21 protein-coding genes and 4 tRNA genes are annotated in these 26,563 nt (G+C 55.9%); 6 read left to right on the top strand and 19 right to left on the bottom strand.

The window, feature by feature from the left end:
* Positions 1-93: 93 nt before the first annotated feature.
* Complete coding sequence (locus tag IBT54_RS12775) at positions 94-2,652, bottom strand: class I adenylate cyclase (protein ID WP_041457156.1); 2,559 nt, start codon at positions 2,650-2,652, stop codon at positions 94-96.
* Between the two features lie 318 nt (positions 2,653-2,970).
* Between IBT54_RS12775 and hemC the strand changes: the two genes are divergently transcribed.
* Genes hemC through hemY form a run of 4 tightly spaced genes read left to right on the top strand, consistent with a single transcriptional unit; the run spans position 2,971 to position 6,995 of the window.
* Positions 2,971-3,912, top strand: a complete 942-nt coding sequence (hemC, locus tag IBT54_RS12770) for a hydroxymethylbilane synthase (protein WP_201252254.1) — start codon at positions 2,971-2,973, stop codon at positions 3,910-3,912.
* Entirely contained in the window at positions 3,909-4,637 is a 729-nt protein-coding gene (hemD, locus tag IBT54_RS12765) for a uroporphyrinogen-III synthase (RefSeq protein WP_201252253.1), read from the top strand. The genes hemC and hemD overlap by 4 nt, the downstream gene beginning before the upstream one ends.
* A 25-nt stretch (positions 4,638-4,662) precedes the next feature.
* Positions 4,663-5,796: a uroporphyrinogen-III C-methyltransferase gene (gene hemX / locus IBT54_RS12760; protein ID WP_013359682.1), complete on the top strand. Its 1,134-nt coding sequence runs from the start codon at positions 4,663-4,665 to the stop codon at positions 5,794-5,796.
* Between the two features lie 2 nt (positions 5,797-5,798).
* Positions 5,799-6,995 (top strand): protoheme IX biogenesis protein HemY, encoded by a 1,197-nt coding sequence (gene hemY / locus IBT54_RS12755; RefSeq protein WP_013359681.1) that lies wholly within the window; start codon positions 5,799-5,801, stop codon positions 6,993-6,995.
* A 1,087-nt stretch (positions 6,996-8,082) separates the two neighbouring features.
* Here the strand turns inward: hemY and IBT54_RS12750 are convergent.
* The 18 genes from IBT54_RS12750 to trxA all read right to left on the bottom strand — a co-directional run bounded on the left by IBT54_RS12750 (position 8,083) and on the right by trxA (position 23,662).
* Positions 8,083-8,159 (bottom strand) — tRNA-Pro (locus tag IBT54_RS12750).
* A 20-nt stretch (positions 8,160-8,179) separates the two neighbouring features.
* Positions 8,180-8,266 (bottom strand) — tRNA-Leu (locus tag IBT54_RS12745).
* Positions 8,267-8,282: 16 nt separating this feature from the next.
* Positions 8,283-8,358, bottom strand: a tRNA-His gene (locus IBT54_RS12740).
* A gap of 98 nt (positions 8,359-8,456) precedes the next feature.
* Positions 8,457-8,533, bottom strand: a tRNA-Arg gene (locus IBT54_RS12735).
* A 158-nt stretch (positions 8,534-8,691) separates the two neighbouring features.
* Entirely contained in the window at positions 8,692-9,432 is a 741-nt protein-coding gene (gene wecG, locus IBT54_RS12730) for a lipopolysaccharide N-acetylmannosaminouronosyltransferase (protein WP_201252252.1), read from the bottom strand.
* 25 nt (positions 9,433-9,457) lie between these two features.
* A complete protein-coding gene (gene wzyE, locus IBT54_RS12725; protein WP_201252251.1) occupies positions 9,458-10,801 on the bottom strand; it encodes an ECA oligosaccharide polymerase in 1,344 nt (447 codons plus the stop codon).
* Positions 10,798-11,865 carry a TDP-N-acetylfucosamine:lipid II N-acetylfucosaminyltransferase gene (locus IBT54_RS12720; RefSeq protein ID WP_201252250.1) on the bottom strand — a complete coding sequence of 356 codons (1,068 nt, stop codon included), beginning with the start codon at positions 11,863-11,865 and terminating at the stop codon, positions 10,798-10,800. The genes wzyE and IBT54_RS12720 overlap by 4 nt, the downstream gene beginning before the upstream one ends.
* On the bottom strand, positions 11,862-13,112 hold the full coding sequence (gene wzxE, locus IBT54_RS12715) for a lipid III flippase WzxE (protein ID WP_201252249.1): 1,251 nt from the start codon (positions 13,110-13,112) through the stop codon (positions 11,862-11,864). Before wzxE ends, IBT54_RS12720 begins: the two co-directional genes overlap by 4 nt.
* Positions 13,112-14,242: a dTDP-4-amino-4,6-dideoxygalactose transaminase gene (gene rffA / locus IBT54_RS12710; protein ID WP_033784417.1), complete on the bottom strand. Its 1,131-nt coding sequence runs from the start codon at positions 14,240-14,242 to the stop codon at positions 13,112-13,114. The genes wzxE and rffA overlap by 1 nt, the downstream gene beginning before the upstream one ends.
* Complete coding sequence (rffC, locus tag IBT54_RS12705; RefSeq protein ID WP_033784416.1) at positions 14,229-14,936, bottom strand: dTDP-4-amino-4,6-dideoxy-D-galactose acyltransferase; 708 nt, start codon at positions 14,934-14,936, stop codon at positions 14,229-14,231. The genes rffA and rffC overlap by 14 nt, the downstream gene beginning before the upstream one ends.
* Positions 14,914-15,795, bottom strand: coding sequence for a glucose-1-phosphate thymidylyltransferase RfbA (gene rfbA, locus IBT54_RS12700; protein WP_008926428.1), 882 nt, complete (start codon positions 15,793-15,795; stop codon positions 14,914-14,916). Before rfbA ends, rffC begins: the two co-directional genes overlap by 23 nt.
* 19 nt (positions 15,796-15,814) lie before the next feature.
* The gene (rffG, locus tag IBT54_RS12695) at positions 15,815-16,885 is read right to left on the bottom strand and encodes a dTDP-glucose 4,6-dehydratase (protein ID WP_147789657.1); all 1,071 of its coding nucleotides are present in this window, start codon (positions 16,883-16,885) and stop codon (positions 15,815-15,817) included.
* On the bottom strand, positions 16,882-18,141 hold the full coding sequence (gene wecC, locus IBT54_RS12690; RefSeq protein ID WP_201252248.1) for a UDP-N-acetyl-D-mannosamine dehydrogenase: 1,260 nt from the start codon (positions 18,139-18,141) through the stop codon (positions 16,882-16,884). The genes rffG and wecC overlap by 4 nt, the downstream gene beginning before the upstream one ends.
* Positions 18,138-19,268, bottom strand: coding sequence for a non-hydrolyzing UDP-N-acetylglucosamine 2-epimerase (gene wecB, locus IBT54_RS12685; protein WP_041457283.1), 1,131 nt, complete (start codon positions 19,266-19,268; stop codon positions 18,138-18,140). The genes wecC and wecB overlap by 4 nt, the downstream gene beginning before the upstream one ends.
* A gap of 10 nt (positions 19,269-19,278) precedes the next feature.
* Positions 19,279-20,352, bottom strand: a complete 1,074-nt coding sequence (wzzE, locus tag IBT54_RS12680; protein WP_255359549.1) for an ECA polysaccharide chain length modulation protein — start codon at positions 20,350-20,352, stop codon at positions 19,279-19,281.
* Positions 20,353-20,357: 5 nt separating this feature from the next.
* Positions 20,358-21,437, bottom strand: coding sequence for a UDP-N-acetylglucosamine--undecaprenyl-phosphate N-acetylglucosaminephosphotransferase (gene wecA / locus IBT54_RS12675; RefSeq protein WP_033784413.1), 1,080 nt, complete (start codon positions 21,435-21,437; stop codon positions 20,358-20,360).
* Positions 21,438-21,717: 280 nt separating this feature from the next.
* On the bottom strand, positions 21,718-22,977 hold the full coding sequence (gene rho, locus IBT54_RS12670; RefSeq protein WP_003851960.1) for a transcription termination factor Rho: 1,260 nt from the start codon (positions 22,975-22,977) through the stop codon (positions 21,718-21,720).
* 352 nt (positions 22,978-23,329) lie between these two features.
* Positions 23,330-23,662, bottom strand: a complete 333-nt coding sequence (trxA, locus tag IBT54_RS12665; protein WP_003851963.1) for a thioredoxin TrxA — start codon at positions 23,660-23,662, stop codon at positions 23,330-23,332.
* A gap of 116 nt (positions 23,663-23,778) precedes the next feature.
* Between trxA and rhlB the strand changes: the two genes are divergently transcribed.
* Entirely contained in the window at positions 23,779-25,071 is a 1,293-nt protein-coding gene (gene rhlB / locus IBT54_RS12660; protein ID WP_013359670.1) for an ATP-dependent RNA helicase RhlB, read from the top strand.
* Positions 25,072-25,077: 6 nt separating this feature from the next.
* The gene (gene gppA / locus IBT54_RS12655; protein ID WP_013359669.1) at positions 25,078-26,562 is read left to right on the top strand and encodes a guanosine-5'-triphosphate,3'-diphosphate diphosphatase; all 1,485 of its coding nucleotides are present in this window, start codon (positions 25,078-25,080) and stop codon (positions 26,560-26,562) included.
* The last annotated feature ends 1 nt before the right edge of the window (position 26,563 follow it).

Here is a 26,563-nt window from a genome sequence, read left to right as displayed (position 1 = left end):
GAAAAGCAACAGGAAATCCCCGCAAATAGCGTGAACCGGGTGACAGGCCAGGAAGATAGTGGCCACCTGCAGAGCGCAGGCAGCCCGTCAGCATCAATGCACCTGATAGCGCGGTTGATAGTCGCTGTTGTCGTTGTCAGGCTGCGTTGTACAGAGCTGCGTCAGCGTCTGACTCCGGAATGGGATCACCTGGAATCGCTCACCGGTGTTCACAATCTGGTAGAACTGCGGCAGGTTGAAGTTGATAAAGCTTGAGCCATAGGTAAAGCGATCGTGTGACGAGGAGTAGAAGCGGCTGACGTCGCGCACCAGCTCCTCTTTGCTGCCTTCACAGTGATGATAAACCTCAACCCGATTGCTCTCATCGAGGATATAGATGTTGAAGCCGCGCTCATCCGTGGTGTTTTCAAAGAAGAACTGAATGATGCCTTCGCTGGCATAGCCGTTCACTACCGGTGGCAGCGGCGTCTGATTCGTTTCGACTTTGATCGACAACCCATGCAGCTTGTTATTGGAGATCGCGCCATAAAATTCTACCGCGTTTTCCAGCTTCTGCACCGAGACGCTCATGCGTTCAAAGAACAGACCCCAGGTCTCACCCGCCATGCGCAGCGCTTTAAAGCGGCCCGGCTCCTGACGCGTGCTGGAGAGGCGCAGCTCAATGCACTCTGAGACCAGCTGCTGGACGCGCGTGCGAATCAGCCCGCGCAGATGCTGGCTGTAGCAGAACACTTCTACCGTATCCGGCGGTGCGGCATCCTGATGCATCTTGCCGAGAATAGTTTTCAGCCCTTCGATCATCGCCTGTTCGCCGCTGAAGTGCAGCGTACGCACTTCATTCCAGGAGTTGCGATAGAGCAGATCGATGCTGCCAATCAGGCACTGCTGCTGCTGACCAAAACTAAAGACATCCAGTTTGCGGAAGTCGAAGTGCACCACCTGATTGCGGAAGGCCGCCGTCGGATCGTGCTCAAGGTTAACGATAATCGCGAGGTGCCGGATTTCGCACGGGCTGTAGAGCGCTTTTGGCGTCGGCGAAGGGAGACGCAGCGGGAAATGGCTGGAAACATCGTTGACCAGCTCCTGCAGACGCGCCAGATCGCAGGTCTCATTGCCTTTAATATGCAGCCGGGTTTTGCGGGTCAGCAGACCATTAAACCAGGCCCACGCCACCAGCTTGTTCAGGTAGCGGTTATATTCCAGCGGCTGATGGCTGATGATCGAATCCATGTCTGGTGCCTGGTTATAGAGATACCAGCCGGAACGGTTAGCGCGGCCAGGCGGCACATGAATAAAGGTCAGATTCGGTTCAGAAAGATCGGGCGAAATCTGTGGATTCACCAGCGTCACTTTGCCCGGCAGCGCTTCAAACGCGGCATACAGTTTACGGGTCAATACACCGATATCCTGCGGGCTGGCGCTGACGCTTAAGTTATTGCGACGGGCAAAGCGGATCAGGTTGCGATAACTCTGCATCATCGCATCCAGCAATTCGTTATGGGCTTCGCGCACCCGCTCGATTTTCCACCCGGCACGGTTGTCCAGAATGGCGATCTTCTCTTCGTTCCAGCCCCACTCTTTCACCAGCTGCGATAAGATCTCGCGACGCCAGCCGGTGCGTTGCTGATGATCGTCGGTGCTGAGCTTTTCACACACTTTGAGATAGAAGCAGCGACGCACCAGGTCAAGGCGCGGCTGATCGTCAACGCTGGTCAGGTAGTGCGTAACGCGCTCCAGCATCATGCAGTAAGGATCAAGTCCGAAGCAGATGATTTCGCCGTCGTGCAGGCGCTGTTTGATATCCATCGCCAGCAGCTGCGTGTTCGGGTATTCCCAGCTGTAAGCTTCCAGCAGCAGCGTTTTCAGTACGGCTTTATAAGGCGAGTCGATACTTTTATAGAGCTGCCACAGGCTGGCACCGAAATACTCTTCCGCCGACAGCGTGCCCAGGCCGCCCAGGTCAAGCCACTCATTGGGTGTCAGCACGCCTTTGGCATACAGCGACATCACGTAGTCGTCGTAATGATGCTCTTCTTCGCCCGGCACCATATTCCACAGGATGCGTTTGCCCGCCATACGAACCGCGGTACGGTAAAACTCATCCAGCAGTAAAATGTGCTGGGTTGAACCGCAATCTTCACCGCCCAGGCTGCCGCTTTCGTTGTGACGGAAGCGGTTCTCGTCAATCAGGAAGAAACTGACTTCCACGCCCATTGAGACGCACCACTTCTGCAACAGCGTGCATTTGCGCTGCAGATTCAGGCGCTCTTCATTATCGAGCCAGGATTGATGGCAGACCCAGATATCAAGATCGGAGATGCTGTTCTGGCCGACAGACGAGGTGCTGCCCATAGAGTAGATAGCGGTGATCGGCATTTCACCTTTCGGCGCATCGGCATGGCGCAGATCGCTGTCGCCGGTGAGGTCGGCCAGCAGCTGGCGTTGATTTTCATCAGGCGTGAAGAAGCTGATGCCATGTGGAACGCTACCTTCAAGGTAACCCGGCATCTGCGGATGTTGATAATGTAATAAGGTTGGCAGCAGACTGTAGACGCGCTGAAAAGCGGGTCCCATGGCAGCCAGCGCACGATCAACGCGCAGCTGGTTGATTGCATCCAGTCTCTGTTTCAGTGTCTCAATGTAGAGGTACAAGACGTTTCGCCTGATTGTCCCAGTGTTTAAGCACCCTGTTTCCACGCTCTGCCGCTTATTAAAAGTAAAAAAGTGGGCAGATAATTGCTGGAAACGTGATCAATCTATCACTCGGCAGATTGACCGTAAAGAAAGTTGCGCTACTTAACAGTTTAGCACGTTCTTACCAGCTTCCCGCCTTTTCGGCACGGGTTGCCACGCTATGGCTTGATAAACCGGGCCTGAAACCGCACACAGGCCGTTTTCAATCCGTTGAAACTGACAGTATTCACCCAGAGATGATAGGATATTCAGTGAACGATAAAAATGGTTAACAGCATGTTAGACAAAATTTTCAGAATTGCTACAAGACAAAGCCCGCTCGCATTATGGCAGGCACATTATGTACAGCAACGACTCATGAGTGCCCATCCGGGACTGCGCGTTGAGCTGGTGCCTATGGTCACCAAAGGTGACATCATTCTTGATACGCCGCTGGCAAAAGTCGGTGGCAAAGGGCTGTTTGTCAAAGAGCTTGAGCTGGCAATGCAGGATGGCCGTGCCGATATGGCAGTGCACTCTATGAAAGATGTGCCGGTCAGTTTCCCTGAAGGTCTGGGCCTGGTGACCATCTGCGAGCGCGACGATCCGCGCGATGCGTTCGTTTCTCATCATTATGACTCCATTGATGCGCTACCACAGGGCGCCGTTGTCGGCACCTCCAGTCTGCGTCGTCAGTGCCAGATTAGCGCGCGCCGTCCGGATCTGGTGATCCGCTCGTTGCGTGGCAACGTCGGCACCCGCCTCGGCAAACTTGATGCCGGCGAATATGACGCGATCATTCTTGCCGTCGCCGGGCTGAAACGTCTGGGAATGCAAGATCGCATTCGCCAGGCGATGCCTGCCGAAGTCTCCCTGCCCGCCGTGGGCCAGGGTGCGGTCGGCATTGAATGCCGTCTGAACGATAGCGTCTTAATTGACCTGTTACGGGCGCTGAATCACGATGACACCGAAGTCTGTGTCAGAGCAGAACGTGCCATGAATACGCGCTTAGAGGGGGGCTGTCAGGTGCCCATCGGCAGCTTCGCGGTGCTGGAAGGCGATGAGCTCTGGCTGCGCGGCATGGTCGGCGCGCCCGATGGCCGGGTGATGGTCAGCGGAGAACGTCGTGGGCCCCGCGCGCAGGCTGAACAGATGGGCATTTCACTGGCCGATGAGCTGCTGAACGGCGGCGCGCGTAAAATCCTGAAAGAGGTCTACCAGGGGCAGCCGCCGGCATGACCATCCTGGTGACGCGCCCGGAACCCGCAGCGGCAGAGCTGGTGTCACGCCTGCATGCCCTTGGCAAACAGGCGTGGAGCCTGCCGCTAATCGAATTTGCACCGGGCGCTGACCTCGATTCCCTGCCTCACAAGCTCGCCGGACTTCGTGCTGGCGACCTCGTCTTTATTCTTTCTCAGCAGGTTATTCACTACGCTCAGCACGCGATCAAAGCATGGCCCACTGAGCTGGACTATTATGCAATTGGTCGCAGCACCGCGCTGGCGTTTCACACCGTCAGCGGACAGCAGGTGACCTGGCCTCATGCGCATGAAACCAGTGAGGAATTGATCAGGATAAACACGCTTAAGCAGGTTGCCGGTAAACGTGCGCTGATTCTGCGTGGCGATCCTGGACGCGAATTGCTGGCGGAGACATTAACCCGACGAGGTGCTGAGGTAACGTTTGCTGCCTGCTACCAGCGCTGCCAGAAGCATTATGACGGGCCGGTTGAAGGCCGCCGCTGGCGCGATCGCGGCGTCTCTGTGCTGGTGGTGACCAGCGGTGAAATGTTACAACAGCTTTTTTCGCTATTCCCCGCGGTTGATCGCGAGGAATGGCTGCTCAACTGCCGACTGATAGTCGTCAGTGAACGTTTGGCTACCCTGGCCGCAGGATTGGGTTGGCAGGATATTCAGGTAGCCGATGGTGCCGATAACGATGCGCTGCTGCGCGCGTTACGCTGAACTTTAACAATGGGATGTGCCACATATGACGGAACAAAAAGACTCCTCCGCCATGGTTGAAGAAACCACCCCAGCGGTCGACCGCTCTCCTTCCAGCAACAGCACACCACCGCGTAATGCGAAAAATGGTGGCATGGTGTTGGGTGCAGTTGCGATTGTCATCGCGCTGGCGATAGGTGCGGGTTTATACCTTAACGGGAAACATCAGGCTGATTTACAGGCACAAACCAATCAGAAGCTGAGCGATCAGTTAAGCGCGTTGCAGCAGCAGGCCAGCAGCGATAAACAGCAGCTGACACAGCAACTGAGTGGCGCTGAAACTGCCCTGCAGACGGCACAGCAGCAGCAGACCGCGTCAGCAAAAGAGCTGGAAACGCTGCGTGAAAAAGTGGCTGTAATTTCTGGCAACGACGTGCGCAGCTGGCTGCTGGCACAGGCGGACTATCTGGTGAAACTGGCTGGCCGCAAACTCTGGAGCGATCAGGATGTTACTACCGCCGCGGCACTGCTGAAAAGCGCCGATGCCAGCCTGGCTGACATGAACGATCCCAGCGTCATGAATGTGCGTCGTGCGCTGACCCAGGATATCAGTAACCTCTCTTCCGTTACGCAGGTCGACTACGACGGCGTGATCCTCAAGCTGAATCAGCTGTCGAATAACGTTGATAATCTGCGTCTGGCCGACAACGACAGCGATGATGCGCCGATGGACAGCGATGGCGGCGAACTCTCAGGTTCCGTGCGCGAATGGCGTCAGAATCTGGTGAAAAGCTGGCATAACTTTATGGATGACTTTATTACCATCCGCCGCCGCGATAACACCGCACAGCCGCTGCTGGCTCCGAATCAGGATGTTTACCTGCGTGAGAATATCCGCTCGCGTCTGCTGATCGCTGCGCAGGCCGTACCGCGTCATCAGGATGAGATTTATAAACAATCTATCGACACCGTGTCCGCCTGGGTTCGCGCCTGGTACGACACCAATGATGCCGCTACCAAAGCCTTCCTTGCCCAGCTGGATGAGCTGAGCCAGCAGAACATCAACATGGATCTGCCGGATAACCTGGAAAGTCAGCCGTTGCTGGAACAGCTGATGCAGACACGCGTGCGGAACCTGTTGGCGCAACCGTCTGCCGCTGCTAATCAGCAGGGAGGCTAAGCATGCTTAAGGTATTTATCCTCTTTATCCTGCTGATTGCGGGCGTGGTGCTGGGACCGATGATTGCCGGTCATCAGGGCTACGTGCTGATTCAGACCGATAACTGGAATATCGAAACCAGCGTCACTGGCCTGGTGATTATCCTTATCATCAGCCTGCTGGTGATTCTGGCGGTGGAATGGCTGCTGCGCCGCGTGCTGCACACCGGGGCGCGTACCCGCGGCTGGTTTACCGGCCGTAAGCGCCGTCGCGCCCAGCGTCATACTCAGTCTGCGCTGATGAAGCTGGCAGAAGGCGACCACCGTCAGGTGGAGAAACTGCTGTCTAAAGATGCCGATCACGCCGATGTGCCGGTAGCCAACTATCTGCTGGCCGCCGAAGCTGCCCAGCAGCGTGGCGATGAAATTCGTGCCAATCAGCATCTTGAACGTGCTGCTGAGCTGTCCGAAAGCAATACCATTCCGGTTGAAATTGCCCGCGCTCGTATTCAGCTGGCTCGTAACGAAGATCATGCGGCGCGACACAGCATTGACCGTCTGCTGGAAGTGGCGCCGCGTCACCCTGAAGTGCTGCGCCTGGCCGAACAGGCGTACGTCCGTACGGGTGCCTGGAGTGCATTGCTGGATATTCTGCCTGCTATGCAGAAAGCGCAGGTTGGCGATGAGCTGCATCGTGATGCGTTGCAGCAGCAGGCCTGGCTGGGTCTGATGAATCAGGCAATGGCCGATCAGGGCAGTGATGGCCTGAAGCGCTGGTGGAGCACGCTGAGCCGCAAAACCCGTCAGGACACGACCCTGCAGGTGGCAATGGCGGATCATCTGATTGAATGCAACGATCACGACACCGCACAGTCGATCGTGCTGGAAGGCCTCAAGCGTCATTATGACGATCGTCTGGTACTGCTGATGCCGCGCATCAAAAGCGGCAATCCGGAAGCGCTGGAGAAGGCATTACGCCAGCAGATCAAACAGCATGGCGCAACGCCGTTGCTGCACAGTACGCTGGGACAGTTGCTGATGCGTCATGGTGAATGGCAGCAGGCAGCAGATGCGCTGCAGCAGGCGCTGGCACAGCGTCCGGATGCGTTCGATTATGCGTGGCTGGCGGATGTTTATGATCGTCTGCATCGTCCGGAAGAGGCCGCGAAGATGCGCCGTGAAGGATTGTTGCTGACGTTGAAGAATAATCCCAACGCCTGATGCGGTTGTCAGACAGGATAAAGCCGGGCTTGCCCGGCTTTTTTGTGCCCGCAATCTGCCGCTCTATTCTTACAGGCAAAAAAAACACCTGCCAGTGGCAGGTGTAAGATCAGGTCGGTAAGACAACCGGGAGGTACCTGACTCAACGTGGTGTCTGTTAACCCTGTAAGGCTTTCGCGATACAGGCAGGCAGACAACAGGTACCTAAAATTGGCTCTGCATCATTCCCAGGTTTATGTAGCATCAGCAAACATAAGAGGTGGAATGAGCATCTACAGCAGAAGTATTGCACAAGCCGTGCCAGGTTAAGGTTTATTTTTAAAATAACTATAAATCAATGCCTTAAACAGATCGATAAGTCTGGTCATAGCGGGATATGGCATGAAGTGTCGGTATCAGGCGACAGCTGGCATTTTCTCTGTCTCTGGATGGAGACAGCAAGGTAATTCTTACGGTGATTTCAACAATAACAATGGTTTATTTGTCTGCGATTCACGACGTTGCTTAGACTATTGGTCATATAAAGCAGAGTAGCTTTGGTTGCCACGGATAAGCTCAAACGCACCGCCCGCACTCACCGCAGTGCGGGCTTCAGGGAGCATACGCCTTTCACAAAGACGCAAAAGACGCCATCCCTGGCGGGCTCAGCGCGGGCCGTCCCTGGCCCGCGATGCTTTGCTACAGGCGTATGCTCCCTTCGCTTTAAGTCTGGCAGACGCATTAAGTACTTACATAAGCTTCAGAGGGTTTACAGCAATGAAGAAGCTCAATGCGCAGGGAACACGGGCAGAGGAGGAAAGCGTCCCACCGCCCGGAAAAAAACGCCGGGAGCGTTTTTGAACAACGCGAAGCGTTGGCCCGGATACGGGCGCACCTCAGGGATGAGGTGCGTAATCGCGCGGGCCGAGCGGCCAATGGATGGCTTAAGCGACTTTCCGATCTGACCGTGTTCTCTTCGCAGGCTCGAACTCACAGCAACATTGTTCTACAGCACCCAACCCGGCCCGGCCCATATCTCCCGCAGAAATTCAAATCCACTTTTCTACAGACGAAAAAAAACCTGTCTTTTCAGACAGGTTTCTAAAAATGGTCGGCGAGAGAGGATTCGAACCTCCGACCCACTGGTCCCAAACCAGTTGCGCTACCAAGCTGCGCTACTCGCCGATTTTTTTAACTGTTTTGCCTGGTGCGAAGAGAGGGACTTGAACCCTCACGTCCGTTAGGACACTAACACCTGAAGCTAGCGCGTCTACCAATTCCGCCACCTTCGCGTTTCCCAGCAAAATCTGGGGTGGCTAATGGGACTCGAACCCACGACAACTGGAATCACAATCCAGGGCTCTACCAACTGAGCTATAGCCACCACTATTCTTAATGTTACAAGTTTAAAACCTGCAGCATTTAAATCTTTACTGCCAACCGCGGTAAATCAACCACCGAAGCTCATGCGCACAAACGATATGGCGCGCCCGACAGGATTCGAACCTGAGACCTCTGCCTCCGGAGGGCAGCGCTCTATCCAGCTGAGCTACGGGCGCGTAGCGCCGTTGCGGATGTGCATACTAGAGATAAGCGCCCATCGTGTCTAGTGCTTTTTAAATAAAAAGACGCGTTTGATTACGCTTTGTGCATTTCGTCGACAAATAGTACATTTCCACTCTCGTAATGCCTGAAAATGCGGCATTTATCAGCAATATCAGAGATCGCCGAGCCAGTGATAGCGCAAATATTTAAGCAGTTTTAATTGCCTGCGCAGGCGGCTCGGCTGCCGAATCAGACGATAGAGCCACTCCAGACCCAGCCGCTGCCAGATTTTGGGCGCGCGCTTCACATGGCCGGTGAAAACATCATAGGTTCCGCCCACGCCCATATAGAGGGCATCAGGCCAGTACGCACGGCACGCCAGCATCAGCAGCTCCTGACGTGGCGAGCCCAGCGCGACGGTCACCAGCTTCGCACCGCTGGCCGCAATCCGGGCAAACAGCGCATCCTGCTCGGCTGGCGCAAAATAGCCATCCTGCGCGCCGACAATATTTACATTCCACTGACGACGTAGCTTATCGCAGGTTTCATCCAGCACCTGCTGGCGACCGCCGATAAGAAACACCGGCGTCCCTTCACGCCCGGCGCGTTCCATCAGCGCTTCCCATAAATCAGCACCCGCAATGCGCTGCACTGACGCCTGCGGATACTTTTTACGAATCGAGCGCACGATGCTGATGCCATCGGCATACGCATATTCCGCCTGCGCTAACAGCGCGTGCAATCCTTCATCCCGCTCAGCGGTCAGGATCTTCTCCGCATTGATGGCCACTAAAATACCGCTGCGGACGCTCTGCGGCGGCATTAGAAAATTCACTGCCGACGGCATATTTTCGAAGCCATACAAATCAACGCCGCGAATACGGTACTGCGGCGTCTCAGTTAACGTTGTCATATCTTCCGTCAATCCCAGAGGTTAATCAGAGCGGGCTGTGCAACACCCGCCTGCTGCGGTCGCGAATCAAACCTGCGCGATCCAGTAACCAGAAAAGTAATTTAGCCATGCCCAGACAGGCAGCAAAAATGAGGCAGAAAAACACTACTCGTGAGCCGAACGCATCAAGACCTTCGCGGGCCAGTACGATCATGTTAAACACTGCGCCAAAACAGAAGCTTTGCAGGATGGCACCGGTATAGCGGTTCGTCTCAAGGCAGCCACGCTGATAGATCGCATCAAAGGCTTTAATAATCATTCCTACCGCAACAGCACCAACTGGAATGGCCCAGACGCCGCCCATCACCACCAGCGACCCGATCAGCGTGGGTGAAATCGCCAGCCCCGAATGGTTATTCAGCACTTCCCATGTGAAGTAGTTGGCACTGTTCAACACCGCCAGCGGTCGATCCGGCCAGAGCCAGGTCGGAATAAACACGTAGAAATCACGCCACAGAGGTGCCAGCCCCTGAAACTCAATTTTGTCGTAGTTATCCAGCAGCCGGGCGAGATTCTCCCACGGCGAGAAGGTATCACGCGTCAGATACAGGAAGGTATAGAACGCTTCATCGCCCATCACGTCGAGGTTATAACGGCGCAGCGCCAGCCAGAACATCCCTGCAATCGCCATCACACCCGCCGTTGCCAGCATCCACAGGGTGATCCAGCCACGGGTAATCCCGATAAACAGGAACAGGGCAAACCCAATGATGATATTGGCGCGGGTTCCGCCCACCAGTGCGTAGGTCAGTAGACCAAAGGCCACGGTCACGACCAGGAACAGCAGCCAGTTACGGCGCGTCGGGCGTAAAAAGTAGGGGATCAGCATCGCCGGAATAAAGAAATAGAAGAAGCGTTTAAGCGCTACGCCCGATACTTCGCTGGAGAAAATCTGGTTATAGGCGGTCAGGCGGAACAGCAGAAAACCGTTGTGAATGAAGAACACCGTCACGGTACCCAGCGCGACCAGCGCCAGAATCACACAGGTCAGGTGGGTTTCAACCCGGTTCATCTGCAGCCAGGGCTTCGCCGGCGGCGCACCCGCCGGTTTCAGCCGCACTTTATAGCTGACGTAATAAATGGCGTAAAACGCCGTGGCCGACAGTAGCGCCTCCAGCAGATTCTCAACCGGCATTACGTCCACGTTGAAGCGAAACACCAGCACGGAGGTCAGCGGGAAGCCGAAGTAGAAGGTCAGTAAGAACAGCAGTGTAAAGAACAGATGGAAGTTAAAACGAACGCGCTTAAATTCCCGCCAGGTCAGGGTCAGAATAAAAACCAGCGACAGCAGATAGACCACCAGCAGGCCGCCAAACTGCATAAGACTCATGACAACTCCCCTTCGCTGAGTTGTAACGCTGTGCGCCAGCCTGCCAGATAACCCGGCGCAAAGAAGGCGATAGCCTGTTTATCACAGCGCATCAGTTGGCGACGTGCCTCGGCGATCACCGCAGGCGACAGCGTATCTTCGCTGAACAGTACCGGAAGCTGCTGCTCTGCCACATCACGCCAGAATGGATTTTTGCGGGTCAGAACAAACGGCACGCTGGCCTGGATCAGCAGGCAAAGTGTGCCCACCCCCTGCTGACGTTCAAATATAAAATAGCCAACATGGCAGCGCGCCAGCAGCGCTAAGTAATCATCAAACGCCAGATTTTCGCGCAGCAGATTCACCTGCCCGTTCGGGAACAGCGCCTCTGCTGCGGTCTGAATCTGGCTGATATACGCCTCATTGCCCGGCGGATAACCTAATGGGACTTCGATGCGCACCTGCTCGCCAAACTGTGCGTGAATCGCTTTTAAGCCTTCAATGTGCCGGTTACTCGGATCGCCCGAGTTACCCAGCAGCAGCGTAAACGGCTCTGACGGAGCCGACTCAACGGCAGCATCTGGCATTCGGGTCGGGAAATAGAGCAGTGAACCCGGAACCCGGCGATGACGCTGCTGGTAGTGATGCAGGTCGCCACGGGTCGCAAAAACCTGTGCAACACGCCCCTGCGCTATCCGGCGCACCAGATAGAACAGGCGAAACTTCAGGCTGGGCGAATCTTCATAAAGATCGGCGCCCCAGACATGCCAGAAAAACTGTGTACGGCGCAGTTTACCGCTGAGTAATGCCAGCCAGATCCACGGGTTAAACTGACCGTGACAGAAAAACCGCTGTTGACGATTCCTGGCCCGCTGCAATACTGCCTGCGCCAGCGCTTTCTTGCTGGCGAAACACTCGATCTGTAACGCACTGAACGGAGCCAGGCTCTCTGGCTGCTGCGTCACGACCATAAAATGGCGTGGCGAAGCCGCAGGCTGCTCAACGCTGAGAACGTCGTTGAAAAAGCGCAGCACTGTAAGATTGTGGTGGGGAATATCCGATCCCAAAACGTGAATTAAAGTCATTTTTTCCGGCAGTAAACAATAAAAGCGCCACAACACAGGGCAAAGTAAGCCATATAAGTAAACATATAGGCCTGCGCCGCACCCGTCGCGCCATGTAACGGGATCAGCCAGCGTGAGAACAGGGTCAGTAACAGAAACTGGCTGATCTCAGTCAGAACGTAAAAGCGCAGCGAGGCTTTGGCGATAACCAGATATCCGAAAACATAGGCACCGACTTTAAAAACATCGCCGCATAGCTGCCAGATAAACAGATCGCGCATTCCGCGAAAAGCCTCAGAGAACAGCAGGCTGATGGCGAAGTCACGCAGCACCCAGACGCCAAAGCTGGTAACCGCCACGGCGGGCAGGACAAAGCGCAATGCACGGCCAATCTCACGCGCGATGTCGCGTTTGTTGTCGAGCCGCGCCAGCGTCGGCAGCAGCCAGACGCTAAACGTTGCGGTGATAAACTGCAGGTAGGCATCGGAAATGCTGGTCACACCCTGCCACAATCCGACCTGCGCCCAGCCCTCCTGCTCTGCCAGCAGGTTACGCATCATTACCCAGGCAACCGGCAGGGTCACGGCCGTGATCAGCGCCATCAGGGTATATTTTGCCAGATTACGCGCCAGCTCAGGATGCCACTGTGGCCGCAGCCAGCTTAGCGGCAGCGGCGCGCGGCGTTTCAGCATCAGTAGCGCAGGCAGCAGCAGCAAGGCTGGCACCAGCGCCAGGCCGATCAATGCGCCCTGATAGCCGCCCAGCCACCAGCAGAGCAGATAGCCCGCCACGCCAGTCAGACTACCGAGAATCAGCGCCAGAGCATTACCACGCGCGTCGCGATAGCCCTTCAGCAGCGCCAGGGTAAAGTTGGCCCAGGCGATGCCGAGCTGAAGAAAAGCGACAACGCGAATGACGCCCTGATAGCGGTCGTGACCAAACAGCGCGGTGCTGATGGGTGCCGCCGCCAGCAGAAACAGCAGCGCCAGCACGCCGGAAAAGCCCAGCACCATAGCCGATGCCGTGCCCACCATCGCCCGCAATTGTCCGGGCTGCTGCTGATACTGCGCGACATAGGTGGTAACGCCGTTGAAGATGCCCGCGCCCGCCAGCACACCCAGCACGGTGATCAACTGGCGGAAGTTACCCGCCTGGCCGACACCTTCAGGGCCGAAGCTGACCGCCAGCAATTTGACCACCAGCAGACCAGACACAATTTTTACCAGCGTGGACGACGCGGTCCACACTGAGGCTCTGGCTAATGACATCAGGAAAAGAAGCTCAGCAGCGAGCTGATAACCGTGCTCTGATTATTATCCGACAGGTTATAAAACAGCGGCAGGCGCAGCAGACGTTCACTTTCCAGCGTGGTAAAGCGGTCGTCGCCGACAAACTGCGAGAAACGCTCGCCGGCAGGTGAACTGTGCAGCGGAATATAGTGGAACACCGTCAGTATCTCGGCTTCTTTCATCCAGTTGATCAGCGCCTGGCGATCGTCCTGATCGCGCAGTTTGATGTAGAACATGTGCGCATTATGTTCGCAGCTGGCGGGGATCACCGGCAGACTGATGCGGCCCTGGGCGGCCAGCGGCTGGAGTGCGTCATAATAACGCTGCCAGATGCGTAACCGCTGCTGGTTGATGCGTTCAGCGGCTTCCAGTTGCGCCCAGAGATAGGCCGCCTGCAGATCGGCCATCAGGTAGCTCGATCCCATGTCGCGCCAGGTATATTTATCGACCTGACCCCGGAAGAACTGGCTGCGGTTGGTGCCTTTTTCCCGCACGATCTCGGCGCGCTCGACCAGGCTGGCGTCGTTGATCAATGTCGCGCCACCTTCGCCACCGGCGGTGTAGTTCTTGGTTTCGTGGAAACTGAAGCAGCCAATATGACCGATGGTGCCCAGCGCGCGACCTTTGTAGCGTGACATCACACCCTGCGCCGCATCTTCAATCACAAACAGCTTATGCTTTGCCGCCAGCGCCATAATGGTATCCATTTCACAGGCCACGCCTGCGTAATGGACCGGCACAATGGCGCGGGTTTTTTCAGTGATGGCCGCTTCGATCAGCGTTTCGTCAATGTTCATGGTATCCGGGCGCACATCGACAAACACGATGCGCGCGCCGCGCAGCACAAAGGCGTTGGCGGTTGAGACAAAGGTGTAGCTCGGCATGATCACCTCATCGCCGGGCTGCAGATCGATTAACAGCGCCGCCATCTCCAGCGAAGCGGTGCAGGAAGGGGTCAGCAGCACTTTTTTGCTGCCAAAACGCTGCTCCATCCACTGCTGACAGCGACGGGTAAATCCGCCGTCACCGCACAGCTTGCCGCTGTTCATTGCCGACTGCATATACTCAATTTCTGTGCCCACAATCGGGGGCGCATTAAATGGAATCATGACCTTTCCTGTAAAACCAGTAGGCGGTGCTGTCGAGCCGGGCACCGCTGCGTAAATAGAGGCGCATCGCCGTGAGATTACTGAGCTGGGTAGCCACCCGAAGCTGAACCAGCTGCCTTACCCGCGCCCAGTCCGCCGCCGCCAGCAGCAGTCGCTGACCCAGTCCCTGGCCCTGCGCGTCAGGCAGCACGCCCAGCAGACCAATACGGGCATCGCCGTCCACCGCGCGCAGCGAAACAAAACCCTGCAGCTGACCTGTGGCGTCACTGGCCACCAGGCATTGATCGTCAAACGTTCCGCGCACCGCATTCTCAATCCACTGCGCATAAAAACGGCCGCTGGCGTCTGGTGCATACCAGGGCGCGCGAAAACGACTCTGGCTGAAGAGCTGAGACGCTGCATCACGCAGCTGCGGGATTTGTGCTTCGCGCGCAATACGAATCCCCGCCTGACGTTCCGTCTCGTTAACCGCCAGCGCCAGGTCCGCTTCGCCTTCTGCCAGCTGGAACTGATGCTGCTGCAACGTATCAATCAGCGCCGTCTCGCTGGCCGCGACTTTCATCTGCATCAGCGCACAAGGATGGTGCAGCGCCTGCTCCAGCGGAATGTCACCTTCCAGCTCCAGCCGCACGGTCTCAACACCGAAGAATGCACTTTCCCAGCTAAGGGGATTAATACTGACGTGGACGGGCATGTAATAAATCCAGCAGGTATTGGCCGTAGCCGGTTTTTGTCAGCGCTTCACCTGCAGCACGCAGCTGGTCATCACTGAGCCAGCTGTTACGCCAGGCGATCTCTTCCAGGCAGGCAATTTTAAAGCCCTGACGTTTTTCCACCGTCTGCACAAACATGCTGGCTTCCACCAGGCTGTCGTGGGTGCCAGTATCAAGCCAGGCAAAGCCGCGTCCCAGCAGTTCGACCGTCAGCTCACCGCGCTCCAGATACATCTGGTTAATGGCGGTAATTTCCAGCTCGCCCCGCGAAGAGGGCTTAACCTGTTTTGCAAATTCGATAACCTGGTTGTCATAGAAATAGAGTCCGGTGACCGCCCAGCGCGATTTCGGCTGCTGGGGCTTCTCTTCAATCGATATCGCTTTGAAGTTATCGTCAAACTCCACCACACCGAAACGCTCCGGGTCCATAACCTGATAGCCGAACACCGTTGCGCCACGATTCTGTTCGACGACTTTCCGCAGCTTGGGACTGAAGCCCTGACCGAAATAGAGATTGTCACCCAGCACCAGGCAGCAATTGTCATCGCCGATAAAAGATTCGCCAATGATAAAGGCCTGCGCCAGCCCATCAGGACTGGGCTGCACCGCATAGCTCAGGCGTATCCCAAATTCACTGCCATCACCCAGCAGGCGTTCAAACTGTGCCCGATCTTCCGGCGTGGTGATCAACAGAATGTCGCGAATCCCCGCCAGCATCAGCACGGAAAGCGGATAGTAGATCATCGGTTTGTCGTAGACCGGCAGAAGTTGCTTTGATACTGCCCGGGTTATCGGGTGTAACCGCGTGCCCGAGCCTCCCGCTAAAATGATGCCTTTCATCACTGCTCCTTACGCGGGTTTATTGCGATAAGCCGAGGCGTTCGCCCTGATAGCGACCATCCAGAATGGCCTGCCACCAGGCGGGATTAGCCAGATACCATGCCACGGTTTTACGCATGCCGCTTTCAAAGGTTTCCTGCGGCACCCAGCCAAGTTCATGCGCAATTTTACTGGCATCGATGGCGTAGCGCTGATCGTGACCGGGCCGGTCAGTGACATAGGTAATCAGGTCGCGATAATGCGCCAGCCCGGCAGGTTTCTGTTCTGCGGCCAGCTCTTCAAGCAGGCTGCAGATGGTTTCGACTACCTCAATATTGCGGCGCTCGTTATGGCCGCCAATATTATAGGTCTCGCCTGGCTTGCCCTGACTGACCACCTGATAGAGTGCGCGAGCGTGATCTTCAACGTAAAGCCAGTCACGAATCTGCTGGCCGTTGCCGTAAACCGGCAAGGCTTTACCAGCCAGCGCATTGATGATGGTCAGCGGGATCAGCTTCTCCGGGAAATGGCAGGGACCGTAGTTGTTCGAGCAGTTGGTAACCAGCGTGGGCAGACCGTAGGTTCGCAGCCAGGCCCGTACTAAATGGTCGCTGCTGGCCTTAGAGGCGGCGTAAGGACTGCTTGGCGCATAAGGGGTGGTTTCGGTGAAGTAAGCCTGGCTGTCATGCAGATCGCCAAACACTTCATCGGTCGAGATATGGTGAAACAGAAAAGCCGTCTTGCGCGCGTCATCCAGGTTTTGCCAGTAAAAACGCGCGGCTTCCAGCAACTGATAAGTCCCGACAATATTGGTCTCAATAAAGGCCACCGGTCCATCAATCGAGCGATCAACATGACTTTCAGCCGCAAGATGCATCACGCAGTCTGGCTGATGACGGGCAAAAACCTGATCAAGCGCCGCACGATCACAGATGTCGACCTGCTCAAAACAGAAGCGGGGCGAATCGGCCACGCTGGCGAGTGACGCCAGATTTCCGGCATAGCTGAGTTTATCGACCACCACCACCTGATGTCTGGTTTCTGCGATCAGAAAGCGCACCAGAGCCGAGCCGATAAAACCGGCACCGCCCGTAATCAGAAAGCGCTTCATCGCCAGACACCTTTAGTGTCGACAATCCAGTTCTGCTGAACGTCGGCGGCATCAATGGCGCGGAAGGCGCGGTGATCGACCAGCATCACCAGAATATCGGCCTGTGCCAGCGCCTGCTCGCAGGAGACCAGCTCTGCTTTGTCAGCCAGCGAGTCAGCAAGCTGCTCAATGTGCGGTTCAACCACCCAGGTGGTGCCGCTGTGCCATTCGGCAATCTTCTGGGCCACGCCCACCGCCGGGCTTTCGCGCAGGTCGTCGATATTGGGTTTAAAGGCCAGGCCAAAGCAGGCGATGGTGATATCGCTGGCGCGCTTGCCGGTCTGGGTCAGGCAGTCCGCCAGCGCGGTTTTCACCTGGTCCAGCACCCACTGCGGCTTGGCGTCATTCACCTCGCGCGCGGTGCGGATCAGGCGAGCTAATTCGGGATTCTGCGCCACGATAAACCAGGGATCGACGGCGATACAGTGCCCCCCAACGCCCGCACCCGGCTGCAGAATGTTGACGCGCGGATGGCGATTCGCCAGCGCAATCAGCTCCCAGACGTTAATTCCCTGGTCGGCACAAATCAGCGACAGCTCATTGGCAAAGGCGATATTCACGTCACGGAAGCTGTTTTCGGTCAGCTTGCACATCTCGGCTGTACGGGCGTTGGTTTCAACGCATTCGCCTTTTAAAAACAGCCGATAAAGCTCGCTGGCGCGGGCGGAACAGGCAGGCGTCATGCCGCCAATCACCCGGTCATTGTTAATCAGCTCAACCATCACCTGGCCGGGCAGCACGCGCTCCGGGCAGTAGGCGACAAAAATATCGGGCGTCTCTCCGTGCTGCGGAAAACGCAGGTCGGGACGCGCCGCAGCCAGCCAGTCGGCCATCTGTTCAGTGCTGCCCACCGGCGAGGTCGATTCCAGAATCACCAGATCGCCCTTTTTAAGAACCGGCGCGATCGACTCCGCCGCGGCTTTCACAAAGCGCAGGTCGGGCTGATGATCATCTTTGAATGGCGTCGGTACGGCGATCAGAAAGGCGTCGGCGGCTTCAGGCTGCGTGGTGGCGCGCAGGTCGCCACGCGTCACGGCCGCATGCACCACCTGATCTAAATCGGGTTCCACAATGTGGATCGCGCCACGATTGATGGTTTCTACGGCGCGCGCGTTGATATCCACGCCCACCACTTTTTTTCCCTTTGAGGCAAAAACGGCTGCCGTCGGCAGCCCAATGTATCCCAGTCCAATCACGGAGATGGTTTCAAAACTCATAATTCGGCTCGGTTATCTTTTAAGGCTTGTAAAATACGACCACAGGCTTTGCCATCGCCATACGGATTATGGGCATGGCTCATCGCCTGCCAGGCAGCGTCGTCACTCAGCAATTCGCTGACGCTGGCTACGATTCTGGCGATATCGGTTCCCACCAGTCTGACGGTTCCGGCATCGACGGCTTCAGGACGCTCGGTGGTGTCGCGCATCACCAGCACCGGCTTGCCCAGTGAAGGCGCTTCCTCCTGGATGCCGCCGGAATCGGTAAGGATCAGCCAGGCGCGGTTCATCAGCCAGACAAAAGGCAGGTACTCCTGCGGTTCAATCAGAATGATATTCTCAATGCCGCTGAGTATCCGGTTAACCGGCTCGCTGACATTGGGATTGAGATGTACCGGATAGACAATCTGCGCCTCGGGATGCTGGCGGGCAATCTGCGCCAGCGCGCTGCAAATACGTTCAAAACCGCCGCCAAAGCTTTCACGCCGGTGGCCGGTAACCAGTACCAGTTTCTTATCCGGGTCGAGAAACGGATAGCGCGCCGCCAGTTGTGCGTTCAGATTACTGTCGTCCAGCACCCGATCGCGAACCCACAGCAGTGCATCAATGACCGTATTACCGGTGACGACGATGCGCGCATCGGGCAGATTCTCCTGCAACAGGTTCTGACGCGAGCGGGTGGTAGGCGTGAAGTGCAGGCGGGCAAGATGGCCAGTGAGCTTACGGTTACCCTCTTCCGGCCACGGCGAGGCGAGATCGCCGGTACGCAGACCTGCCTCCACATGCCCGACGGGGATTTGCTGATAAAAAGCCGCCAGACTCGCCGCCAGCGTCGTGGTGGTATCACCATGCACCAGCACGATATCCGGTCTGAAGTCGAGCAGGACGGTTTTCATGCCCTCTAAAATGCGGCAGGTGATCTCGGTCAGCCCCTGTTCAGGACGCATAATATTGAGATCATAGTCCGGCTCCAGCTTGAACAGACGCAGCACCTGATCGAGCATTTCGCGATGCTGAGCGGTCACGCACAGTCGCGATTCAAAAGCGGGATCCTGCGACAGCGCCTGCACCAGCGGCGCCATTTTAATCGCTTCCGGACGAGTACCAAATACGGTCAGAACTTTCACACTGTTTCTCTCAATCATGCGTGTCTGACATCAGACGCGGACGACGTGCCAGCGCCACTCCCGCGCCTGTTAATGCCCCAACGGCACCCCACATAATCATCATGAACAGACGTCGCGGACTGTCACGTGATACCGGCTCTTCCGGCGTACGCAGATAACGGTAGGTCTGGAACTGGCTGTTCAGTTTTGGCCCGGTCTGCAGCGTGGTCAGCATTGCTCTGTTCTGATCATAGCTGATATCAAATTCCGGACCGGTGGCGCGCAGGGTATCCAGCTGTCCCTGCAGAACGGGCTGGCCCAGCAGGAACAGGTCGCTGTCTGCCAGGTTCTCACCCGCTTCGCGCGTCTGTTTCTCGTTGATGCCCTGCTGGCTGGCAATCTTCAGCGCCTGCTCCAGCCGATGCTGCTGGCGCTGGAATACCGCATTAGCCACATCTTCCTGACGTTTTACCTGCGCCTGCAACTGATCGGTACGCGCCCGCCAGGCCCCTTTTAACTCATCATTCAGATGACGCGCGGCGCGCTCACTGGCGTAAGCGATGTACTGCCGCAGCAGATTGTTAGCGTCGCCTGCTGTTTCCGCTTTAAGTTTGACGTTATCGGGCAGGTTATGTGCTGCGTCTGCGGGCGTGAACAGGATGTTGCCGATCAAATCGTCGAGCAGCGCAGCATCGTTATGCGCATTGCCGGTTTTACGGTTCTTGTAGTAATCCGTTTGCTGCCAGAACTCCCGACGCGTATCCCAGGAGGCAAGCTGCATGGTGAACTCCTGATAAACCTGATCCATCACCGTCGGTGACGGTGCAGCCAGCGTCAGGGCATTGTTGCGCACATCCAGATTGGTCAGGAACTGCTGCTGCGCATAGTAAGAGCCCAGCATGTTCACCGTCGGGCGATCGGTGATCGCCGTGGTGCTCCAGACCTGTTTCAATAGCAGCGTCGCCAGCCAGGCGATCAGAGCAAACAGCAGCGCCAGCCCGACAATCCAGCGTTTGCCACGCCATAAACGGCAGCTCAGGCCGCGAATATCCAGTTCGTTGTCCACAACGTCAGCAGGCATGGCAGAGGTATCCTTTTTCAGCATCGGGTTCATTTATTTTTTGCTTCGCGATGATGGCTCAGACGACGCTTGATACGCCGGACGCGTCGCGCCACGCGCCACGCATGCTTCAGGCAGTAGCCATAAACCATAAAAGCGCCCAGGAACAGCAGCAGCATCACCCACTCCGGAATGAACGCCAGATATTCACCCAGTACACCGATACCAGCGAGGATGGCCGCCGCAACGGTAATCAGGACAAAGGCCTGACGCGAGGTAAAACCGGCACGCATAATCAGATGGTGGATGTGCTGACGATCGGCCGAGAACGGGCTCATGCCTTTGCGCAGACGACGATACATAATCGCCACCATATCCATCAGCGGAATGGCGATCAGCCAGAGTGCGGTAACGGGTGTAATGGGATGGCTCAGGCCCTGCGTCGTTTCCAGCAGAATCCAGATAATGGTGAAGCCGATCATGGTGCTGCCGGCATCGCCCATAAAGACTTTGAAGCGACGCCCCAGGAAGCCGAGGTTAAGCAGAATATAGGGCAGCGTGGCAGCAATCATCGCAAAGCACCACATCGCGAGGCTGGTCTGGCCGTCGAAGTAGAGGATGATGCCCATCGCGGCAAAGGTGACCGACGAGAGTCCGCCCAGCAGACCATCGATCCCGTCTACCATATTAAAGGCGTTGATCGCAGCCCAGACGGCAAACAGGGTCAGCACATAGCCGAAGGGCCCCACGATAAGCTCGAACGGACCCACGATAAAGCCCAGGCTGAGCAGATAGAGTTTTGCGCCAAACATCATCACCAGCGCGACGATGGCCTGTACGACTGCGCGAATTTTGACGCTGATATCGAATCGGTCATCCAGTGCGCCAACCAGCACCAGAACCCCGGCGCAGCCCAGATAGAGCAGCGCGTGTGGCAGATAGTAGTTGGTGATGGCAAACGTAAAGCAGATACCTGCGAACACGGAAATGCCGCCCACCAACGGAATCGCGCCATGATGACGTTTACGTGAGTTAGGCTTGTCAACTAAACCAATTTTTTTAGCTGCTTTTCGAGCAAAAAAGAGGAAAGCCAGGGAAAAGAGAAAAATTAAACCAAGCTCAGTACTCATAGTGAGTAAATTCACGTTAAACGCTCTCAGCTAACATCCCGCACCACAATACGCGAAAAAGCGCGCCTGGTGCTGTGTCGGATTCCGAATTCTGCATAAAGAGACAGACGAACGGTCATAAATTCGCCATCACTACCACAGTCATTATAAATGCTCCTGCCAGTGTTCAATCCTATAGCTCACAAATGAAAAACGCCACGTTGAGACGTGGCGTAAGGTCGATTTTCTGCGCATTTGAACTAAAAAAGCCGAATCTGTGGTCCGGCCTGGCAGTATCGGATTATGAACGCTTCATCATATCGAAGAATTCATCATTGGTTTTGGTCATCGCCAGTTTGTTGATGAGGAATTCCATTGCGTCGATTTCGCCCATCGGGTGAATAATCTTACGCAGGATCCACATCTTCTGCAGCTCTTCCTGAGAGGTGAGCAGCTCTTCTTTACGCGTACCAGAACGGTTGTAATCAATCGCCGGGAAGACGCGTTTTTCAGCAATTTTACGGGCGAGATGCAGTTCCATGTTACCGGTACCTTTAAACTCTTCGTAAATCACTTCGTCCATCTTCGAACCGGTATCGACCAGCGCGGTCGCGATGATGGTCAGGCTTCCGCCCTCTTCCACGTTACGTGCAGCACCAAAGAAACGCTTTGGACGATGCAAGGCGTTGGCATCCACACCACCGGTCAGGACTTTACCTGAAGCAGGCACCACGGTGTTGTAGGCACGCGCCAGACGTGTGATGGAGTCGAGCAGGATGATGACATCTTTTTTATGCTCAACCAGACGCTTGGCCTTCTCGATCACCATTTCAGCAACCTGAACGTGGCGCGAAGCAGGCTCATCGAAGGTTGAGGCGATAACTTCGCCTTTCACCAGACGCTGCATCTCGGTCACTTCTTCCGGACGCTCGTCAATCAGCAGCACCATCAGCACGCAATCCGGGTAGTTGTACGCCAGACTCTGCGCGATGTTCTGCAGCAGCATGGTTTTACCGGCTTTCGGCGGTGCCACGATCAGACCACGCTGGCCACGACCGATCGGTGATGCCAGATCGAGTACGCGAGCGGTTAAATCTTCCGTTGAGCCATTACCCCGTTCCATACGCAGACGTTTATTTGCGTGCAGCGGCGTGAGGTTTTCGAACAGAATCTTATTACGCGCGTTTTCCGGCTTGTCGTAGTTAACTTCGTTAACTTTCAGCAGCGCAAAATAACGTTCACCTTCTTTTGGTGGACGGATTTTGCCAGAGATGGTGTCACCAGTGCGGAGGTTAAAGCGGCGGATTTGGCTGGGGGAAACGTAGATATCATCAGGGCCGGCGAGGTAGGAGCTGTCTCCGGAACGGAGGAATCCAAATCCATCCTGAAGAATCTCCAGCACGCCATCACCAAAGATGTCTTCGCCGCTTTTCGCGTGCTGCTTCAGGATGGAAAAGATAATGTCCTGCTTGCGCATGCGAGCCTGATTTTCCAGCCCCATATTTTCGCCGAGAGTAATCAGCTCAGCAACCGGCGTATTCTTTAATTCGGTAAGATTCATAGTGATGGGTTCTTAAACTCGGGGTAATACTCGGAATGTTTGTCGTGAGTGGTATGGCAATTAATCCATGCCGTTAATGGCTCTTTTCGGCTCTTCCCGACGATCATCGTATGAAATGGCGATCGGTATGCAGGCAGATGTCCGAATGTGATGCCAGAGTTGGAGCTAACCGTAAGATTGCTGAACCGTTCTATCTTTATAAGGTACAGGGCGACAGGGTTCAACAAGGGAAAACTTTCAGATGCAAACTACAAGGTAAGTTCGTAATGCAGTATTGGTAACTTAGCACGCCCGAAAGCGAACGTCCAGCAGCAGGAGATAAATTCACCACTGCCAGACGTTCAGCCCTGAATTACGCCAGGTTGGCGTTCAGGAACTCTTTCAGCTGGCCTTTAGACAGCGCGCCCACTTTGGTCGCGGCGACTTCGCCATTTTTAAACAACAGCAGCGTCGGGATACCACGAATGCCGTATTTCGGTGCCGTGCCTGGGTTGTCATCAATATTCAGCTTAGCGATGGTCAGCTTGCCATCATACTCTTCTGCAACTTCATCAAGGATGGGCGCGATCATTTTGCAAGGACCACACCATTCAGCCCAGAAATCTACCAGTGTAACGCCGTCGGCTTTCAGCACGTCGGTGTCGAAACTGTCATCAGTCAGATGAACGATTTTATCGCTGCTCATGTTTTACTCCAAAGATTATGCCTGGCGAATTGGCGTAATATATACCAATGTTGGTTGACTTTATTTCATCGGATACGCTTTCGTAAAGCGATAGTAAGCTGATATTCTACCACACTATGAGCAAAACACACTTAACTGAACAGAAGTTTTCCGACTTCGCCCTGCACCCAAAAGTGGTGGAAGCCCTTGATAGTAAAGGCTTTCAATACTGCACGCCGATTCAGGCGTTAGCTCTGCCTTTTACGCTTTCAGGGCGTGATGTTGCAGGCCAGGCGCAAACCGGTACCGGCAAAACGATGGCGTTTCTGACGTCAACGTTTCATCATCTTCTCTCTCATCCTGCGGCGGAAGGTCGTCAGGTTAACCAGCCACGGGCTTTAATTCTTGCGCCGACGCGTGAACTTGCTGTGCAGATTCATGCGGATGCCGAACCCCTTACCGCCTCAACCGGCCTGAAACTGGGTCTCGCCTATGGCGGAGACGGTTATGACAAACAGCTGAAAGTGCTGGAACAGGGCGTTGATATTCTGGTGGCAACCACCGGCCGCCTGATCGATTACGCGAAGCAGAATCATGTCAATCTCGGTGCCATTCAGGTCATGGTGCTGGACGAAGCCGATCGCATGTTCGATCTCGGCTTTATTAAAGATATCCGCTGGCTGTTCCGTCGCATGCCGCCTGCTACGCAGCGTCTGAGCATGCTGTTCTCGGCGACGCTCTCTTACCGCGTCCGTGAACTGGCGTTTGAGCACATGAACAGCGCTGAATATGTCGAAGTGGAACCGGAACAAAAAACCGGCCATCGCATTCAGGAAGAGCTTTTCTATCCGTCTAACGAAGAGAAAATGCGCCTGCTGCAGACCCTGCTGGAAGAAGAGTGGCCAGATCGCGCCATTGTATTCGCCAACACCAAGCACCGCTGTGAAGATATCTGGGGCCATCTGGCTGCCGATGGACACCGTGTTGGTCTGCTGACCGGCGACGTGGCTCAGAAAAAGCGCCTGCGCATTCTGGATGACTTCACCAAAGGTGATGTGGATATTCTGGTCGCCACCGATGTAGCCGCTCGCGGCCTGCACATTCCGGCTGTGACGCACGTCTTTAACTACGATCTGCCAGATGACTGTGAAGATTACGTTCACCGTATTGGCCGTACCGGTCGTGCCGGCGCCAGCGGACACTCTATCAGCCTGGCCTGTGAAGAGTACGCACTGAACTTGCCTTCAATTGAAGAGTACATTGGCCACAGCATTCCGGTCAGCAAGTACAGCAGCGAAGCGTTGTTAACCGATTTACCGCCGCCTAAGCGTCTGCAACGCAGCCGTACCGGCAATGGCCAGCGTCGCGGAGGGAATAACGCCAATCGTCGCGGAGCTCCACGCAACAACAACCGCAAACGTTCAGGTTAGGCCACCATGCTCAGCGCGTCGTCACTTTATGCAGCGATCGATTTAGGGTCTAACAGCTTTCATATGTTGGTGGTGCGCGAAGTCTCTGGCAGTATTCAGACCGTCGCAAAAATTAAGCGTAAGGTTCGCCTTGCTGCCGGTCTGGATAAAAATAACCTGTTGTCAGCCGACGCGATGTCGCGTGGCTGGCAATGCCTCAGACTCTTCTCTGAACAACTGCAGGATATTCCCCCCGATCAGATTCGCGTGGTGGCGACCGCCACGCTGCGTCTGGCTGCCAATGCGCAGACCTTCCTCGACACCGCCCAGCAGATTCTCGGCTGTACCATTAACGTCATCAGCGGTGAAGAAGAGGCGCGCCTGATTTATCAGGGCGTGGCCCACACTACCGGCGGTTCCGACAAGCGCTTAGTGGTCGATATCGGCGGCGGCAGTACCGAACTGGCTACCGGCGACGGCTCACACGCATCCGTGTTGTTCAGCCTGTCGATGGGCTGTGTGACGTGGCTGGAGCGCTTCTTCAGCGATCGTCATCTGGCAAAAGAGAACTTCGACCAGGCTGAGCAGGCGGCCCGTGAGATGATCCAGCCGATTGCCGCGCAGCTGCGTGCACAGGGCTGGCAGGCCTGTGTCGGTGCATCCGGCACGGTTCAGGCGCTGCAGGAGATCATGGTGGCGCAGGGTATGGATGAGCGCATCACGCTGAATAAACTGCAGCAGCTGAAGCAGCGCGCCATTCAGTGCGGCAAACTGGAAGAGCTGGAAATTGAAGGACTGACGCTGGAACGGGCACTGGTGTTCCCCAGCGGCCTGTCGATCCTGATCGCTATCTTCCAGACGCTCAGCATTGATAGCATGACGCTGGCTGGTGGTGCACTGCGGGAAGGACTGGTTTACGGCATGCTTCATCTGCCGATTGACCGCGATATCCGTACCCGTACGCTGCACAACGTCCAGCGCCGTTTCAGCATTGATGTCGAACAGGCAGACCGCGTGCGTCAGCTGGCTGAGAGTTTTTTCCGTCAGGTTTCCACGCCGTGGAAGCTGGATCAGCGCTGTCGTGAGCTGCTGCTCAGCGCCTGCGCGATCCACGAAATTGGCCTGAGCGTCGACTTCCGTCATGCGCCACAGCACGCGGCGTATCTGGTGCGTCACCTCGATCTGCCTGGCTTCACACCGGCGCAGAAGAAGCTGCTGGCCTGTTTACTGCAAAATCAGAGCGGCAGCATCGATCTGGCATTGCTGACTCAGCAAAACGCGCTGCCGCCGCGTCTGGCGGAACGGATGTGCCGTCTGCTGCGGCTGGCGATTATTTTCTCCACCCGCCGTCGCGATGACACCCTGCCTGCAGTGCGGCTACTGGCAGACGATGATGCCCTGCATCTGACCCTGCCCGCAGGCTGGCTGGAGGCGCATCCGCTGCGCAGCGAACTGCTGGAGCAGGAAAGCCACTATCAGTCTTACGTCCACTGGTTGTTAACCCTGTCATAAT

This window comes from Pantoea sp. S62 (assembly GCF_016658625.1).
Classification (GTDB): domain Bacteria; phylum Pseudomonadota; class Gammaproteobacteria; order Enterobacterales; family Enterobacteriaceae; genus Pantoea; species Pantoea vagans.
This window is presented reverse-complemented; position numbering and strand designations above follow the sequence as displayed.